This is a genomic window from Tepidimonas thermarum (assembly GCF_007556705.1).
Lineage (GTDB): Bacteria > Pseudomonadota > Gammaproteobacteria > Burkholderiales > Burkholderiaceae_C > Tepidimonas > Tepidimonas thermarum.
Genome location: NZ_VJOL01000008.1, coordinates 49,727 through 64,767 on the forward strand (window position 1 = coordinate 49,727; position 15,041 = coordinate 64,767).

Below are 15,041 nucleotides of genomic sequence, written 5' to 3' on the forward strand. Positions count from 1 at the left end.
TCAGTGACGCACACGGGTGTCAACAAATCCTGGGCAACTGCTCCCCGCTGAGCCAGTCCACCACACGCCGACCACCAAAGCTCGTGGCCATCTGAACGAACTGGTGTGGGTCGGCGGTGACCTCGCCGATGCGCGCGGCGTCCTGCCCGAGCGGGTGGGTGCGCATGGCGGCCAGCACAGCCTCAGCCGCCTCGGATGCAACCACCGCGATCAGCTTGCCTTCGTTGGCGACGTAGAGCGGGTCCAGGCCCAGCAGCTCGCAGGCTGCCTTCACCTGGGGCTTGACGGGAATCGCGGCCTCCTGCAACAGCATGCCAACGCCGGACTGGCGCGCGATTTCGTTGAGCGTGGTGGCCAGACCTCCACGCGTGGGGTCGCGCAGGACGCGCACGGCGCCGGGTGCAGCCGCCAGTATCGCCGCCACCAGGGTGTGCAGCGGGGCCGTATCACTCTGAATGGTGGTTTCGAAAGCCAGTGACTCGCGCTGCGAGAGCACGGCCACGCCGTGGTCGCCGATGGTGCCAGACAGCAGGATCACGTCGCCCGGCTGCGCGTGGCGGCCGCTGATGCACACGCCCGATGGCAGCACGCCCACGCCGGTGGTGCTGATAAACACGCCGTCTCCCTTGCCCTGCTCCACCACCTTGGTGTCGCCGGTCACCACCGGCACGCCGGCCTCGCGCGCCGCAGTGGCCATGCTGCGGACGATACGTTGCAGGTCGGCTAGCGGGAAACCTTCTTCGATGATGAAGCTCGCGCTCAGGTACAGCGGCCGCGCACCCAACATGGCCACGTCATTGACTGTGCCGTGCACCGACAGGCAGCCGATGTCGCCGCCGGGGAAGAACAGCGGCGAGATCACATGGCCGTCGGTCGCCATCACCAGCCGCCCCTCGGCAGGGTCGAAGGCCGGCAACGCCAACACCGCACCGTCGTCACCCTGGCGCAGATACTCGTTGTCGAAGGCGGCGAGGAACAGTTCTTCGATCAGCTGCGCCGCCGCCTTGCCGCCCGCGCCGTGGCCCATGTCGATGTGGCCGTGCTTGATGTCCAGTGGGCGGATGTAGTTCTTCTTCACGGGCTTGGGGGCGAGCGCCTCTCCGGCGCCGGCCAGGTCGTGTTCGGTTCTCATGGGGTGACCTCCTCGGTGGCATCGGCGATGAGGATGTCGCGGAAGCGCCCGTAGGTGTAGTGCGCGGCGCAGGCGCCTTCGCTGGACACCATGCAGGAGCCCACTGGGTTCTCGGGGGTACAGACGGTGCCAAAGATCTTACAGTCGGCGGGCTTCTTCACGCCGCGCAGGATGGCACCGCACTCGCAAGCCTTGTTATCGGGCACGGAACGATAGGCCAAGTCGAAGCGACGCTCGGCATCGAACGCGGCGAAAGCCTCGCGGATTTTGAGAGCGCTGTAGGGCACCTCGCCCAGACCGCGCCACTCGAAGCTGGGGCGCAGCTCAAAGACCTCGGATACCAGAGCCTGGGCACGCAGATTGCCCTCGGACGTGACAGCGCGGGTAAACTCGTTTTCCACACGGGCGTCACCGCGGTTGACCTGACGCACCAGCATCAGGATGGCCTGCATCACGTCCAGCGGCTCGAAGCCGGCGATCACCACCGGCTTGTGGTACTCCTCGGCGAAGTATTCGTAGGGGGCAGAGCCGATCACGATGCTCACATGCGCCGGGCCGACGAAGCCGTCGATCGGCACGGTGCCAAACTGGCGCACCTCAGGCGATTCGAGAATGTGGGTGATGGCCGAGGGCGTGAGCACGTGGCAGCACAGCACACTGAAATTGGACAGGCCCTCGCGTTGCGCGTCAAGAATGGCCAGCGCCGTGGGCGGCGTGGTGGTTTCGAAACCAATGGCAAAAAACACCACCTCGCGCTGCGGATTCGCGCGGGCGATGGCCAGCGCGTCGGCGGCCGAATAGATCATGCGGATGTCGCCACCGCGTGCCTTGGCCTTGATAAGCGACAGCCCGTCACTGGCCGGCACGCGCATGGTGTCGCCGTAGGTGCAAACGATGGCATTGCGCTGCAGCGCCAGACGGATCGCCAGATCGATGCGGCCAATGGGTAGCACGCAGACCGGGCAGCCTGGTCCGTGAACCATGCGCACGTTGGACGGCAGCAGTTCGAGTACGCCGTAGCGACTGATGGCGTGCGTGTGGCCGCCGCAGAACTCCATGAAGCTGTAGGAGCGTTTCGGGTCGGCCTCGGCATGGATGCGTTCGCCGATCCGTTGAGCCAGCTCGCCATCGCGGAATTCATTAATGTATTTCATAGGGCCCTCACGCTACCCATTGCATGTGGTTAGCTGCTCCAAGACTGGGAAGAACCCTGGTCTTCGCCGGGTCCGTGGGCTGCCCCCGCGTGGAACGGCCCGGCGCTGGGGCTCTGCTCGGCTGTCTGCATCTCGGCAAACAGGGCCAGGGTCTTCTCGGCCTCTTCTGGGTCGATCAGGCCGATGGCGTGGCCCACGTGCACGATCACGTAATCGCCGACCTCGGCCTCGGGCACCAGGGCAATGGAGATGGCTTTGTGGATACCGCCGAGGTCGACCACCGCCTGGTCCTGGTCGCGTTTCGCGACGAGGCGCGCGGGAATGGCTAGGCACATGAAACGGTCTCCTCAACGGGGGGAATGGCTGTGGGTGTTTTGAGTTGCTGCGCGGCCACCCAGGCCTGGCCGATGGCCAGCCCCGCATCGCCACAGCCGGATGGACCGGGCAGGTAAACGGTGAGTCCCGCATCGACCAGGCGACGCACGGTGCGCTCGCGCAGGATGCGGTTGAAGAAGCAGCCCCCGCCGAGGGTGGCGGTGCGGGTGCCACGCGCGTGGGCGGCGGCGATCAATGCATCGGCCAGCGCGTCGGCCATGGCTAGGTGGAAGCCGGCCGCGGCGGCATCGGCATCGGGCGCGTCGAAGAGCTGCGCCAGCACGGGGCGCAGATCGATCACCCCATCGGCACCGATCACCGCACCGGGCAAGGGTGCGAGGGTGGGCTGGGCGGTCAAGGCGCGCGCGGCCGCCTGCTCCAGCGCGATCGCCGCCTGGGCCTCGTCGCGCTGGTGATGGCACAGACCGAGCGCGCCGGCGGCGGCGTCGAACCAGCGGCCGGCGCTGCTGGTCTTCGGACAGTTCAGGCCCTTGTCCAGCATCTGGTGCACACCGGCGGCCACCGCTTCGCCCACCGCCAGCCCGAAACGCGGCACGATCTCGTCGCCGCGCCCTATCGCGTGCAGCGCACTGGTCGCCATGCGCCAGGGTTCGCGGGCGGCCCGGTCACCGCCCGGCAGGGCCAGCGGCTGTAGGTGCCCCAGGCGCTGCCACTGCGCACCATCGAGCCAGAGCAGCTCGCCGCCCCAGGGCGTGCGGTCCGTTCCGAGGCCCACGCCATCGAGCGCGAGACCCACGACCGCTTCGGTGATGCCGTGCTCGGCGATCACCGCCGCCAGGTGCGCGTGGTGGTGCTGCACGCCAATAGCGGGTACACCCAGCGCATCGGCGGTGGCGATGGCCAGCTGCGTGCTGAAGAAATCGGGGTGCAGGTCGTGTGCGATGGCCTGCACCGGGGCACCAGCGTCCGCCGCCTGTCGCACCAGTGCCTGCACCGAAAGCTCCAGTGCTGCGCAGGCCGCCGGGTCGCTGAGATCACCGTGCACCGGCGACCAGTGCGCACGACCGCCCAGCACCAGGCACGCCGCGTTCTTGAGCCAGGCGCCGACGGCGAGTACGGTTGCGCTCATGGCGTCGCATCCTTCAGGCGGCCGAGCCGGTGGACAGCGCAGCTTTGGCCTTGGCCAGCTCGGCTTCGAGGTGCTTGACGCGCTCGCGCAGTGCGGTCTCCTCCGGTTCCCGCACGTCGTGATGATGGCGATGTGCGTCCATCGCGTGGTCCAGCCAGTGCAGCCAGGCGTCCATGCCTTCGCCGGTGGTGGCGGACAGCTGGATGATCTCAATGGTTGGGTTCACGCGCCGCGCGAGTTCGATGCAGCGCGCCACATCGAACTTCACGTGCGGCAGCAGGTCGGTCTTGTTGAGGATCATGAGCTGTGCGGCCGCGAACATGTCGGGGTATTTCAGCGGCTTGTCCTCGCCCTCGGTCACCGAGAGGATGGCCACCTTGGCCGCTTCGCCCAGGTCCCAAACGGCGGGGCAGACCAGGTTGCCGACGTTCTCGATGAACAGCAGGCTGCGGCCGTTACCTCGGTGGCGGTGATCGTGCCCATGCGCGTGATCACGATCATGCTCATGGTCGTGCAAATGCTCATGCGTGTGTAACTGCGCGAACGCCTCGGCCACCATGGACGCGTCCAGGTGACAGCCCTTGCCGGTGTTGACCTGGATCGCCGGCACACCGGTGGCGCGGATGCGGTCGGCGTCGAAGCTGGTCTGCTGGTCGCCCTCGATCACAGCCACGGGCAGGTCGGGCTGGCGTTGCCTGAGCGCCTGGATGGTGGCGCACAGCAGCGTGGTCTTGCCCGAACCCGGACTGGACACCAGGTTGAGCGCGGTCACGCCGTGCGCTTCGAAGTGCGCGCGGTTGAGTTGCGCCACGCGGTTGTTGGCGCCCAGGATGTCGGTCTCCAGCTTGATGGCGCGCGCCTGGCTCATGCCCGGCACCGACACGCGGGCCGCACCGGCCCCGAAGTGCAGGTCGCCATTGGCCGGGTTCACCGCGATCACGCCGGGCTCGCCGCCGGCCTGCTGCACATGCCCGGCATTGGCCGGGCTGCTGTCACGGCATCCGCAAACGACACACATGATCTGCCTCCTTCAACGTTGTTTCAATCATCACTCACGCGCATGTCAACGACGCGCAGTTCCATGCCGCCCGTGGGTTGCAACTGGTAGCCGCCGCACGCTGGACAGGCGTCGCCACGCTGGGCGATGGCCACCGTCTGGCCGCAGGGCAGGCACCAGGCCTGGCCAGGGGGTTCGTCAATCTCGATCCGTGCCCCCTCCAGCAGCGTGCCGGGCGCCAGGCTCTCCAGCGCAAAGCGCAGGGCGCGCACATCCACCCCGGCCAGCTGGCCGGCCTCCAGCCGCAGCTCAATCAGGCGTGCAAAACCCTCGCGCCGCGCGGTGTCCTCCACCAGCTGCAACACGCCGCCGGCCAGACTGGCTTCATGCATGTCAAACCTCCAGGCTCACATCCTGCACCATCGGCGCAGCGATTTCAAAAGGCACACATGGATCTATGGCTGCCATGAGCAGGCGCACGCGGGCGTGCAGGTCCGGCGCTGCCGCTGGCAAGGCAGCCAGCGCCTGGGCGACCACGCCTGCGCGGTGGAAGTTCCATTCGGTGGGTGCCAGCACCTGCGCAGCACGCAGTCGGCAGGGCTGACCGGCGGGGGTGTCCTCCAGGGTCACCTGGTGGATCAGCAGACCACGCGCCATCTCCACCCAGGCCAGTCCCTGGCGCGGGCCGGTGGCCAGCGCACCCCAGGCCAACCAGCCGGCGCCGCCTTCCCCGGGGGCATCGGGAAGGCTCAGTCGCACCAGTTCGGCCAGCCGACTGCCGAGCAGGGACCAGGCCGTCCAGGGCCGGTTGGGCGCAACGTCGTGCAGGCGGCTCCATACGCCGGTGCAGGCTGGCCGCCCTTCCCAGCGGGGCTGCAGCACATCGACAGCGCCCGTCGCCACCGCCGCGCCGAGCACCCGCAATGACGTCTCAGCGGCGTGCGGCCGCAGGGCCTGCTCGTGCGCCCCGGGCAGTGGCGTGTCGGCCTCGCGCGCCGAACGCAGCAGCGCCGGCAACCAGCCAGGGTGGCGCCGGCTCCAGTCGTCGAGCCAGTCGGCGCCGCGGGTCCGCCAGGCCCGCAACCAGGTGGCCGGACGCATCTGCAGCCACTCGTCCTGCAACCACTGGTGCAGCGCCGGCCAGGGGTTGGGCGACAGCGGGCTGGCGATCAGGGGGCAGCGGCGCAATCCATCGGCCGCCCGCGCGCTCACCTCGGCTACCTGGCCAGGCTCCGCGAGCAGGCGCGGCCAGTCCAGCGCGATGCGGCGCAGGTGATCCAGCGCGGTTTCGCGCTGTAGGGTGGCGGCCACCGGCGCCATGGCCGGGAACCGGCCAGGTTCGACCGCCTGGATCGCCAGCTGGCTGGCGGTGCGGTGGGCGTGGCCGCACAGGCTGAACAAACTGGCAAGCAGACCTGGCCAAGCCTCGGCCGGGTGCCCGGGCGCGAGCCGGGCGGCCCAGGCCTGGCGGCTGCTGTGCAGGCTGTGCGGCACCGGCACGCCGGGGCGCAGTTGCAGGGCACCCGCCAGATCGTTCATGCCGCGCCCCCGGCGCGCAGGCCGAGCAGAAAAGCACGCCGTGCCGGCACCGGTCTGGCCATCGTCGGCGCCGCGGCAGGCATCGGCGCGGGCCGCAGCTGCGCCAGCACGGCCTCGGCGGTTTCGCGGGCCTGATCTTGGTGCAGGAAGCCGCCCATGGGCGAGAACAGCGCGCACGCTTCATGGAAGCCCAGTGCGGGGTCGTGGGCGCCGATGAACTCAAAGTGCTCTTGGCCGAAAGGCAGGATGCGCTTGCGACCAACGCGTCCACCATGCGCCTCGACCGCCAGCGGCAGGCGAACCAGGCTCATGAACCAGGGGGTGATGAGCACACCCTCGGCCACCAACGCGTCTTCATCGGCCAGCCGGAAGCCAACCGCCTCCACGCGCAGCGCAGGGTTGAGCAGGGGAAGCCCCTGCATCCGTTCGGTCTCCACCCGGCGGTAGAAATCCATCAGTTGCTGCACGCGTTTGTCCAGCACACATCGCTGTACCGGCTCCGACGGGCTGCTGGTGGCGCCCCCTTGCAAGGGGAAAGACGCTGGACGGCGCATCGGGTCCATTTCAATCCAGCAACAGAAATTGCTCGGCCAGGCCATCGCAGTTGGGGCAGCGCCAATGTGGCGGCAGCTCGGCAAAGGGCGTGCCAGGCGGGATCTGCCATTGCGGGTCGCCCACGGCCGGGTCGTAGACCCACCAGCAGATCTTGCATTCCAGACGCGAGTCCGGCCGCAGCAGCTCGCGCTTGCCCAGGTAGGAGCCCTCGAAACCATCGAAACGGTCACCGGACGACATGTTCAGGCAGATTCGAGATAGGCCAGCACATCGCCTAGGCGGGTGTGCGAATCACGCAGGTCTTCGGGCGCAGCCACAGCCACTGCGGGCATGTCCACCACCTCGACGGTGTTGAGAATCACGCTGTCCATGGAGTTGTAGTACACGACGCGCCAGCAGTTGGGGTGCCGCGTGTTGGTAATACGGCAGTTGCCGTATCCGCGCGAGAGCATGAGCACGCGGCCGGTGCCCAGCTGGTGGTCGAGGAAGGCGATGTCCTCCGGCGTGACCGGCAGCAGGCTGAGGTTGATCACGTACGGCGGATGTCCCGGCTGCCAGCGCGCGGTCTGGTCGCGGATCTCCTCGACCAGCAGCGGCGCATTCTGCACGTTGGGTGGCAGGGGGCCACGCCAGGGCTGGTAGACACTCTCGGCATCTTCGGCGGCGGCGGCGCGCAGCAGCGCGGGGATGGGGCCGACCTCGACCACGTCGTCCACCCGAGCGCCGGCGTGAAAACTCATCACGCGCCAGACGCCGGCGAACACCGACTCCTGTATGCGCACTTCCAGCGGTGAGCCCTCCGTGCGCACCAGGGCGCTGGCCTCGCCTTCGCCGAGGAGTTGGTTGACCAGCTGCAGGTCGGTGGCCGGGAGGTCCAGCAGGCTGACCTGTCCGCCGGCCTCGCCTTGCGCGGCCCGGTCCAGCAGCGCCAGCACACAGCCCAGGGCGGCCCTCGCCTTGGGCCGGCTGACTAGGGCCTCCGGCTCGGGCAGCACGGGCGGCCGCCAGGTGTCCATGTCCTTGGGCATGACGAGGTAGTTAAGCGTCTCGTCTTCGGTCTGGGTACCGGGATCCAGGGCCACCACGGGAATCGGGAAAGCTTTCATGCGGGTTCCTTCGGGGTTGCGCGGCGGGCTCAGCGGCAGTGGCTGCCGCCAGCGGTGTGGCTGACGACCGGGATGCCGATGGTGGGCGGGCGCGAGGGCGGCGTGGCTAGCGCGGCAGCGACGCTGGCCAGGTACACATCCCAGTCTTGCATGCCGGCGATTGCCGTGACGTACTGCCCGTCGCGGAAGAACAGCAGCGAGGGCCAGCGCTGCGAGCCGTAGCGCTTGGCGACCGCGTCCTCACTGTCGCGCGGCACCACCGCCACGGCGAAACGCTGGGGGAAGGCCTTCATCAGTTCGGGCAGCACGGCCGCCACGTCCACGCCTTCCGGAAACCGCACCGGGTCGCCGGCCAGCAGCACGACGCGATCTCCGCCGCCGGTGGTCCAGTCGGACACGGTGTTTTCGTCGACCCAGGCGGCGCCGAAATCTCGGACCAGGCGTTGGATCAGCGGGGCGTGGGCTCCTGTCGCTTCGATCATGGTGTCTCCTGAAAATTCACTGGCCCGTCAAGACCCGAAGTTGATCGGCACTCATCCGCGACGGCAATGCGAAGTCGATGTCGACCGCAAGGTCTGCGCCCTGCATGACGCCGAGTACGAGGTCGAGCACGGCGTTCACCCCGGCCGCACGGTCCGCATCGATGCGCTCACGCGCGTCGTCGAGAAAGACCAGCAGCCAGTCGCCTGACACCACGTCACCGACCAGCGCGGTGTTGATGCGACGGCGCTCGCCGCGGCCTTCGCACAGCGCGAAGCGGCCGTCGGCTTCGATCACCTGCATGGGGATGCCGATACACATGGTTCAAGCACCTTTGAGCATGAAGCGCTCATCGCCAATGCGGCAGGCCTCTTCCGCCGACGGCCGTTGCGCTTCGTACGCGGTCAGCGCCAGTTCGTTCGGTGTCACGACCTCGCGGGCAGCCAACGGCGTGCGGCGCGCTACCGGTCGCGCGCCCCAGCGTTCGAGCTCGGCCACACCGAGGGCCAGCGCCTCTTCCATCGCGGCCTTCACCACTGGGCGCAGGCTGCCGCCATAGTCCTCCAGCTCCTGCGGCTGGCAGCCGATCAGCAGCACCTGCTGCGGGTATTTGCCTGTGAGTATGGCCAGCGACAGCACTTCCTGGAAGCCGGTCTGGTGCAGGCTCATTTTCTTGGCACCCATGTAGCGCGGCACCTCGTCGTCGCGCACAGTCTTGAGTGTTCCGGGTGCCAGGCCGTAATCGATCGCATCGAAGATCAGCAGCGCGTCGGCTTGCTGCACGTGCTGAATCAGGTACAGGCCCTGGGTGCCGCCGTCGATCAGTTGCACGTGGTCGGCAAACTCCCAACGCTGTTGCAGCGCCTCGATGCATCGCACACCAAAGCCTTCGTCGGCCCAGAGCAGGTTGCCGATGCCCAGCACCACGATGCGGGCCGGCAGGGTGTCACCACCGGGGTGACAGGTGGATTTGGTCGCAATGGCGCTCATGGCAGGCAGACCGGTGTGAAATCAGCGGGGGGAAGCGGAAGGGGCCGACGCCGAGGGCAACCGCTTCCAGGCGTGGAAGCTGTTCCAGGCCGCCTGCTGCGCGAGCCAGAACGATGCGTCGATACGAAACAAGCGCGCACAGCGGATGGCGGTGTCGGCCGATATGGCGCGCTGGCCGTGCACCAGTTCGTGCAGGCGTCGACGCGAGAGGCCTAGCAGTCGGGCAGCCTCGTTCTGATTGAGCGAGAGCGGCACCAGGCAGGTGCGCGCCAGCAGCCGCCCCGGGTGCAGCGGCGCGCGCACCGGCACGCCACGCGGTGGAATGACCCAGCTGCCAGCAGGCTGGTTCACGGCATCAGTCCTTGAACGTCCGATGGCCCGAGATCATCGTGGACACGATCGACTGCCGCCCCATGATGTCTTCGCGGATCGCGGCGTAGACGTGCAGCGTGATGAATATGATCATGGCCCACATGCCCAGGCGGTGCCAGGTATGCACATCCTGGCTCTGGCCGAACATCGGGATGACCCAACCGAACATCATGTCCTGCCACGAACCGGCCTGCGCGCCCTCGCTGTAGAGCGCAAAGCCGGTGACGATCATGAAGATCGACAGCATCAGGTAGCCGGCAAACATGGCGAGGCGCGCCAGCGGGTTGTGGCCCACATACTGGTTTGGCTTGGGGATGATGAACAGGTACCAGAGCAGCATCTTGAACACCTCGGTCCAATAGGCCTTGTGAAACAGCGGCACCCAGAACAGCTCGCGCGCATGGTGGTTGCCCACCAGCGCCCAGTAGGCGCGGCCCAACAGGCCGATGGCCATGATGTAGCCTGCCGTGAAGTGCACAAAGCGGATGTAGCCCATCAGGTAGTTCGCGCTGGCTTCGCCGGGCATGGTCGGCAGCGGTTTGCCGATGAAGTAGCCGGTGAGGCACAACACGGTGATGGTCACGACGTTGACCCAGTGCCAGACGCGCACCGGGGCTTCGTACACATAGACCGACTTGGTGCTCTGGCCGTGCGAGACGGCGCTTTCGTCGATGCCGGTGATATCGGCCAGGCGCTGCCGGACCAGTTCTTCTGCAGACAGGGTGGACATGGTGTGCTCCCGTGCGAGGGGCGGGCCGTCAGGCGGCCAGCTGGCTGAACAGGTAGACGCCGGCGGCGCTCAGGGCCGTGCCCAGACCGCCCAGGGCCACACCGCTGCGTTGCCCCAGCCAGCGCTTGATTGCCAGACCGATGCCGACCCCACCGATGTGCAGCGCGGCGGTGGTCAGCAGGAAGCCGACGGCATACCCGGCGAACCCGGTCTCGGGTGTTTCCGAACCGTGGGCCAGACCGTGCAGTGACGAGGCGGCGGCGATCAGGCCCAAGCCGATGGCCGCCGGCGCCGGACGGGTGGCCACGATCAGCATCAGCCCGAACAGCACCACCGACAGCGAGATGGCGTGCTCCAGGTAGGGCACGGTGACACCGGCTGCGCCGAGTGCGGCGCTGATCACCAGCGCCAGCATGAAGGTCGCCGGGCCCTGCCAGGCCTTGCCCTGTGGCAGCGCGCTGACCGACCAGACGCCCACGGCCACCATGGCCAGTAGGTGATCCGCACCGAAGGGGTGGACCAGGCCTTCCATGAAGCTGCTGGTGCCGTGACCGGTGTGCGCCTGGGCGGCGCCGGCCAGACCGGCCAGCAGCGCGGCTGCGGCCGCGCGACGGATGGTTTGGAATTGCATGTGTATCTCCTCGTTGTCGGGTGTGTTCAGCGGACCGTCACGCGGGCCATTTCCTGGCCGTCCGGGCTCATCACGTGGGTGGAGCAGGCCAGGCAGGGGTCGAAACTGTGCAGCGTGCGCAGGATCTCCAGTGGCTGCTCGGGGTTGACCATGGGCGTGTTCATCAGCGCGGCCTCGAAGGCGCCGATCTGGCCCTTGGCGTCGCGCGGTGAGCCGTTCCAGGTGGTGGGCACCACGCACTGGTAGTTCTCGATCTTGCCGTTTTTGATCTTGATCCAGTGGCCCAGCATGCCGCGCGGCGCGGCCACCGTGCCCACGCCCTTGGCCTCTTTCGGCCAGGTGGCCGGGTCCCACTTTTCGACGTTGGCGGTCGACGTGTCGCCGGCCTTGATGTTGCCCACCAACTGGCGGAAGTCGTCCATCATCATCTCGGCGGCGTACTGGCTTTCCAGCGCACGCGCCAGGGTGCGGCCGATGGTGGTGGGCAGCAGTTGCTTGGCAGTGAACTGCGTCTCCGGTAGGCCCAGGGCCTTGGGGATCGCGCTGTTGATGGCCACGGCCGCACCGTCGACCTGTTCCTTGACGCGCTGGCACCACTTGTGGCCCTTCATCGCATGGGCGTAACCCAGGATGTAGCGCGAGAGCGGGCCGACCTCGACCGCGTGGCCGCGCCAGCGCGGCGACTTGATCCAGCTGTACTTGGCGCTTTCGTCCAGGTTCTCGATCTTCGTGCGCGTGCCCTTGAAGTTCGGCCCCTCGGGCTTGTAGTTGGGCTCAGTCACGCCGTCCCAGGGGTGCAGGCCCTTGGTCTCGTCACCGTACTGGTACCAGCTGTGGGTCACGAACTCCTGCACCTGCTCGGGGTCGCGCGGGTCGATCTCGTGGATCTTGCTCCAGTCGCCGTTCAGGATCACACCGCCGGGCAGCTGGTGCGTGCTGTGGTCGTAGGGCACCTTCTCGTAGGTGCCGTAGTCGGCCACGTTGGTGGCGGACAGGCCGCCACCGTAGAGCCAGCCCGCCTGCTTGTAGAGGGTGCCGATGGCCAGCACATCCGGGATATAGACGTTGTTGTTGAACTCGATCATCTCCTTGATGCGGGCCTCGACGAAGTTCAGGCGCTCCATGTTGATGGGCGCGCCGGCCGCGCCGTTGCCGTCGAGGTTGATCGCGCAGGGCACGCCGCCGACCATGTAGTTCGGGTGCGGGTTCTTGCCACCGAAGATGGTGTGCACCTTCACCCATTCCTTCTGCAGGTCCAGGGCTTCGAGGTAGTGGGTCACGGCCATCAGGTTGGCTTCGGCCGGCAGCACATAGGCCTTGGAGCCCCAGTAGCCGTTGAAAAACGGACCCAGCTGGCCGCTTTCGACAAACTTCTTGAGGCGGTTCTGCACGTCGCGGAAGTAGCCGGGCGAGCTCAGCGGGTGCGCGGGCGACACCAGATGCTGCAGCTCGCTGGTCTTCTTCGGATCGGCCTTGAGCGCCGAGACCACGTCTACCCAGTCGAGCGCGTGCAGGTGGTAGAAGTGCACCGCGTGGTCGTGGACCTGCAGGGTCTTGGCCATCATCTCGCGGATGAGGTGGGCGTTCAGCGGGATGCGGATGCCCAGCGCGTCTTCCACCGCGCGCACCGAGGCGAGCGCGTGGCAGCCGGTGCAGACGCCGCAGATGCGCTCCACGAAGGCCCAGGCGTCGCGCGGGTCGCGGCCTTTGAGGATCACCTCCAGACCGCGCCACATGGTGCCGCTGGACACCGCGTTGCGGATGACGTTGTTGCTGTCGAGGTTGACCTCGCAGCGCATGTGGCCCTCGATGCGGGTCACGGGGTCGACGACGATGCGCCGGCCGGTGTTGTCGAGCTTGAAGCCCTGTGTTTCGTACGCACCCATGGTCGTGTCCTTTTGCTGCTTCAGGCGTTGGTCTTGGCTTTGGAGGTGTCGCGCGAGCGCTTGGCCACCGAGATCGCGGCGTGCGCCGCCACTGCGGCACCGACGACCGCGGCCGCCGTGCCGCCGATCCGGTCGGCGTTGGCCTCGATGCCAAAGGCGTGGATGTCGGTCAGGCGGTCGTAGAACGAGCCCTTGTCCCAGAAGCCGTCCTCGGAGCAGCCGATGCAGCCGTGGCCGGCCTTGATGGGGAAGCTCGTGCCCTCGTTCCACTGCACCGTGGAGCAAGCGTTGTAGGTGGTCGGCCCCTTGCAGCCAACCTTGTAGAGGCAGTAGCCCTTGCGCGCGGACTCGTCGTCCCAGGCCTCAACGAACTGGCCGGCGTCGAAGTGCGGGCGGCGGTAGCACTTGTCGTGGATGCGCTGGCTGTAGAACATCTTCGGGCGACCCTGGCGGTCCAGCTCGGGGATGCGGTCAAAGGTCAGCATGTAGGTGATCACGCCCGTCATCACCTCGGGGATGGGCGGGCAGCCCGGCACCTTGATAATGGGCTTGTCGGTGATGACCTTGTGGATCGGCGTGGCCTGGGTCGGGTTGGGCTTGGCGGCCTGCACGCAACCCCAGCTGGCGCACGAACCCCAGGCGATGATGGCCTTGGCATCCTTGGCCACCTTCTGCAGCTTCTCGATAAAGGGCTTGCCCGACTGGATGCAGAACATGCCATCCTCATTGAGCGGCGGGTTGCCCTCCACCGCGAGGATGTAGTTGCCCTTGTACTTGGTCATGACCTCTTGGAGGATGGCCTCGGCCTGGTGGCCAGCGGCAGCCATCAGGGTGTCGTCGTAGTCCAGGCTGATCATGGACAACACCACGTCCTTGGCCAGGGGGTGGGCCGAGCGGATGAAGGCCTCGGTGCAGCAGGTGCATTCGAGGCCGTGCAGCCACAGCACCGGGGTGCGCGGCTTGTTTTCCATGGCGTGGGCGATCTGCGGCACAAAACTCGGCGCCAGCCCCAGCGAGGTGGCGGTGAGCGAGCAGTACTTCATGAAGCTGCGGCGCGAGATGCCCTTGCGGCGCATGACCTCGTAGAAGGTTTCCATCGTGGCTTGTCTCCGTGGCGTGGTGTTGGGTGGAGTCCGGCCTCGTCCGTGGCGGCAACGGCATGGGCAGGCGTGTGTCCTTTTGCAAACCACGGGCCACATGCTCAAGCACAAGGGAAAACACCGACAACATCACACAAGGCATTGATGTTTCAGAACATATTTTGAGGTCGCAGCAGGAATGGCTCCTGCTCAAGGTCCACAAATGTCTGGAAATCTTCCGTTTTCATCATCAAACCGGAAGAGCAATGACCACTACCATCGAGACACTTGCTCCGGCAACAGGCAAAAATAGCCGACCCTTTGGTCGGCTGCTTCACGGGGCGTCTGTGCTGGACGCTATGGTGTTGGAGGTGTTTTGGTCAGGACTGGGTCGTCCCCTCGGCCCCCGCGGTCGTCGGCGCCAGGCGCCGTTAGGGAAACACTGATTTATTCCCCTCCCGCCCCCTGCGCGGGAAGCCTGAGCGCCGCAGGATGTGGAACAATCCCTGGTACGGCTTGGGGGCAGTAGCAGCGATGATGCAGACCAGCTTTTCCGACTACGAGTATGCCAACAAGAAGCGCCAAACCCGACGCGAGCGTCTGCTGGCGCAAATCGAGGCGATCCTGCCGTGGCAGGAGCTGCTCGCCGCCATCGAGCCACACTATCCAAAAGGCGGCGGCAGAGGCCGCCCACCGATAGGGCTGGAGCGCATGCTGCGCATGTACATCGCGCAAAACTGCTTTGGGCTGTCGGACGAAGCCATGGAAGACGCCATCTACGACAGCCAGGCGATACGGCGCTTTGTGGGCATCGACCTTGGGCGCGAGGCCGCACCGGACGCCACCACGCTGTTGAAATTTCGCCGCGTGCTCCAAGAGCGGCACCTGACCGAAGCCATCTTTGCCACCATCAACGCGCACCTTG

The 15,041-nt window shown here is 67.0% G+C and carries 19 protein-coding genes; 1 reads left to right on the forward strand and 18 read right to left on the reverse strand.

Annotated elements, in window-relative coordinates:
- Positions 1–19: 19 nt before the first annotated feature.
- The 18 genes from hypE to Tther_RS03765 all read right to left on the reverse strand — a co-directional run bounded on the left by hypE (position 20) and on the right by Tther_RS03765 (position 14,134).
- Positions 20–1,132 (reverse strand): hydrogenase expression/formation protein HypE, encoded by a 1,113-nt coding sequence (gene hypE / locus Tther_RS03680; protein ID WP_185974997.1) that lies wholly within the window; start codon positions 1,130–1,132, stop codon positions 20–22.
- A complete protein-coding gene (gene hypD, locus Tther_RS03685; RefSeq protein ID WP_143901039.1) occupies positions 1,129–2,286 on the reverse strand; it encodes a hydrogenase formation protein HypD in 1,158 nt (385 codons plus the stop codon). Before hypD ends, hypE begins: the two co-directional genes overlap by 4 nt.
- A 29-nt stretch (positions 2,287–2,315) precedes the next feature.
- Positions 2,316–2,621, reverse strand: coding sequence for a HypC/HybG/HupF family hydrogenase formation chaperone (locus Tther_RS03690; RefSeq protein WP_143901041.1), 306 nt, complete (start codon positions 2,619–2,621; stop codon positions 2,316–2,318).
- Complete coding sequence (locus Tther_RS03695; protein WP_143901044.1) at positions 2,612–3,751, reverse strand: Kae1-like domain-containing protein; 1,140 nt, start codon at positions 3,749–3,751, stop codon at positions 2,612–2,614. Before Tther_RS03695 ends, Tther_RS03690 begins: the two co-directional genes overlap by 10 nt.
- 13 nt (positions 3,752–3,764) lie before the next feature.
- On the reverse strand, positions 3,765–4,769 hold the full coding sequence (gene hypB / locus Tther_RS03700) for a hydrogenase nickel incorporation protein HypB (protein WP_143901047.1): 1,005 nt from the start codon (positions 4,767–4,769) through the stop codon (positions 3,765–3,767).
- 23 nt (positions 4,770–4,792) lie between these two features.
- Positions 4,793–5,140: a hydrogenase maturation nickel metallochaperone HypA/HybF gene (locus Tther_RS03705; protein ID WP_143901049.1), complete on the reverse strand. Its 348-nt coding sequence runs from the start codon at positions 5,138–5,140 to the stop codon at positions 4,793–4,795.
- A 1-nt stretch (position 5,141) separates the two neighbouring features.
- Positions 5,142–6,287 (reverse strand): hydrogenase formation protein, encoded by a 1,146-nt coding sequence (locus Tther_RS03710; RefSeq protein ID WP_143901051.1) that lies wholly within the window; start codon positions 6,285–6,287, stop codon positions 5,142–5,144.
- The gene (gene hybE, locus Tther_RS03715; RefSeq protein WP_185974998.1) at positions 6,284–6,769 is read right to left on the reverse strand and encodes a [NiFe]-hydrogenase assembly chaperone HybE; all 486 of its coding nucleotides are present in this window, start codon (positions 6,767–6,769) and stop codon (positions 6,284–6,286) included. The genes Tther_RS03710 and hybE overlap by 4 nt, the downstream gene beginning before the upstream one ends.
- An 82-nt stretch (positions 6,770–6,851) precedes the next feature.
- Complete coding sequence (locus tag Tther_RS03720; protein WP_143901055.1) at positions 6,852–7,082, reverse strand: rubredoxin; 231 nt, start codon at positions 7,080–7,082, stop codon at positions 6,852–6,854.
- Positions 7,083–7,084: 2 nt separating this feature from the next.
- Complete coding sequence (locus Tther_RS03725; protein WP_143901057.1) at positions 7,085–7,948, reverse strand: hydrogenase expression/formation protein; 864 nt, start codon at positions 7,946–7,948, stop codon at positions 7,085–7,087.
- A 29-nt stretch (positions 7,949–7,977) separates the two neighbouring features.
- Entirely contained in the window at positions 7,978–8,430 is a 453-nt protein-coding gene (locus tag Tther_RS03730) for a thioredoxin domain-containing protein (RefSeq protein ID WP_143901059.1), read from the reverse strand.
- 16 nt (positions 8,431–8,446) lie between these two features.
- A complete protein-coding gene (locus Tther_RS03735; RefSeq protein ID WP_143901061.1) occupies positions 8,447–8,749 on the reverse strand; it encodes a HypC/HybG/HupF family hydrogenase formation chaperone in 303 nt (100 codons plus the stop codon).
- A gap of 3 nt (positions 8,750–8,752) precedes the next feature.
- A complete protein-coding gene (locus Tther_RS03740) occupies positions 8,753–9,418 on the reverse strand; it encodes a HyaD/HybD family hydrogenase maturation endopeptidase (RefSeq protein WP_143901063.1) in 666 nt (221 codons plus the stop codon).
- A gap of 21 nt (positions 9,419–9,439) precedes the next feature.
- Entirely contained in the window at positions 9,440–9,769 is a 330-nt protein-coding gene (locus Tther_RS03745; protein ID WP_246098897.1) for a HigA family addiction module antitoxin, read from the reverse strand.
- A 4-nt stretch (positions 9,770–9,773) separates the two neighbouring features.
- The gene (gene cybH / locus Tther_RS03750) at positions 9,774–10,520 is read right to left on the reverse strand and encodes a Ni/Fe-hydrogenase, b-type cytochrome subunit (RefSeq protein WP_143901065.1); all 747 of its coding nucleotides are present in this window, start codon (positions 10,518–10,520) and stop codon (positions 9,774–9,776) included.
- Between the two features lie 28 nt (positions 10,521–10,548).
- The gene (locus tag Tther_RS03755) at positions 10,549–11,151 is read right to left on the reverse strand and encodes a HupE/UreJ family protein (protein WP_143901067.1); all 603 of its coding nucleotides are present in this window, start codon (positions 11,149–11,151) and stop codon (positions 10,549–10,551) included.
- A gap of 26 nt (positions 11,152–11,177) precedes the next feature.
- Positions 11,178–13,037 carry a nickel-dependent hydrogenase large subunit gene (locus tag Tther_RS03760; protein ID WP_143901070.1) on the reverse strand — a complete coding sequence of 620 codons (1,860 nt, stop codon included), beginning with the start codon at positions 13,035–13,037 and terminating at the stop codon, positions 11,178–11,180.
- A gap of 20 nt (positions 13,038–13,057) precedes the next feature.
- Positions 13,058–14,134: a hydrogenase small subunit gene (locus Tther_RS03765; protein WP_143901072.1), complete on the reverse strand. Its 1,077-nt coding sequence runs from the start codon at positions 14,132–14,134 to the stop codon at positions 13,058–13,060.
- A gap of 519 nt (positions 14,135–14,653) precedes the next feature.
- Here Tther_RS03765 and Tther_RS03770 point away from each other — a divergent pair.
- A partial coding sequence (locus Tther_RS03770) for a transposase (RefSeq protein ID WP_221933992.1) occupies positions 14,654–15,041 on the forward strand: 388 nt, incomplete at its 3' end.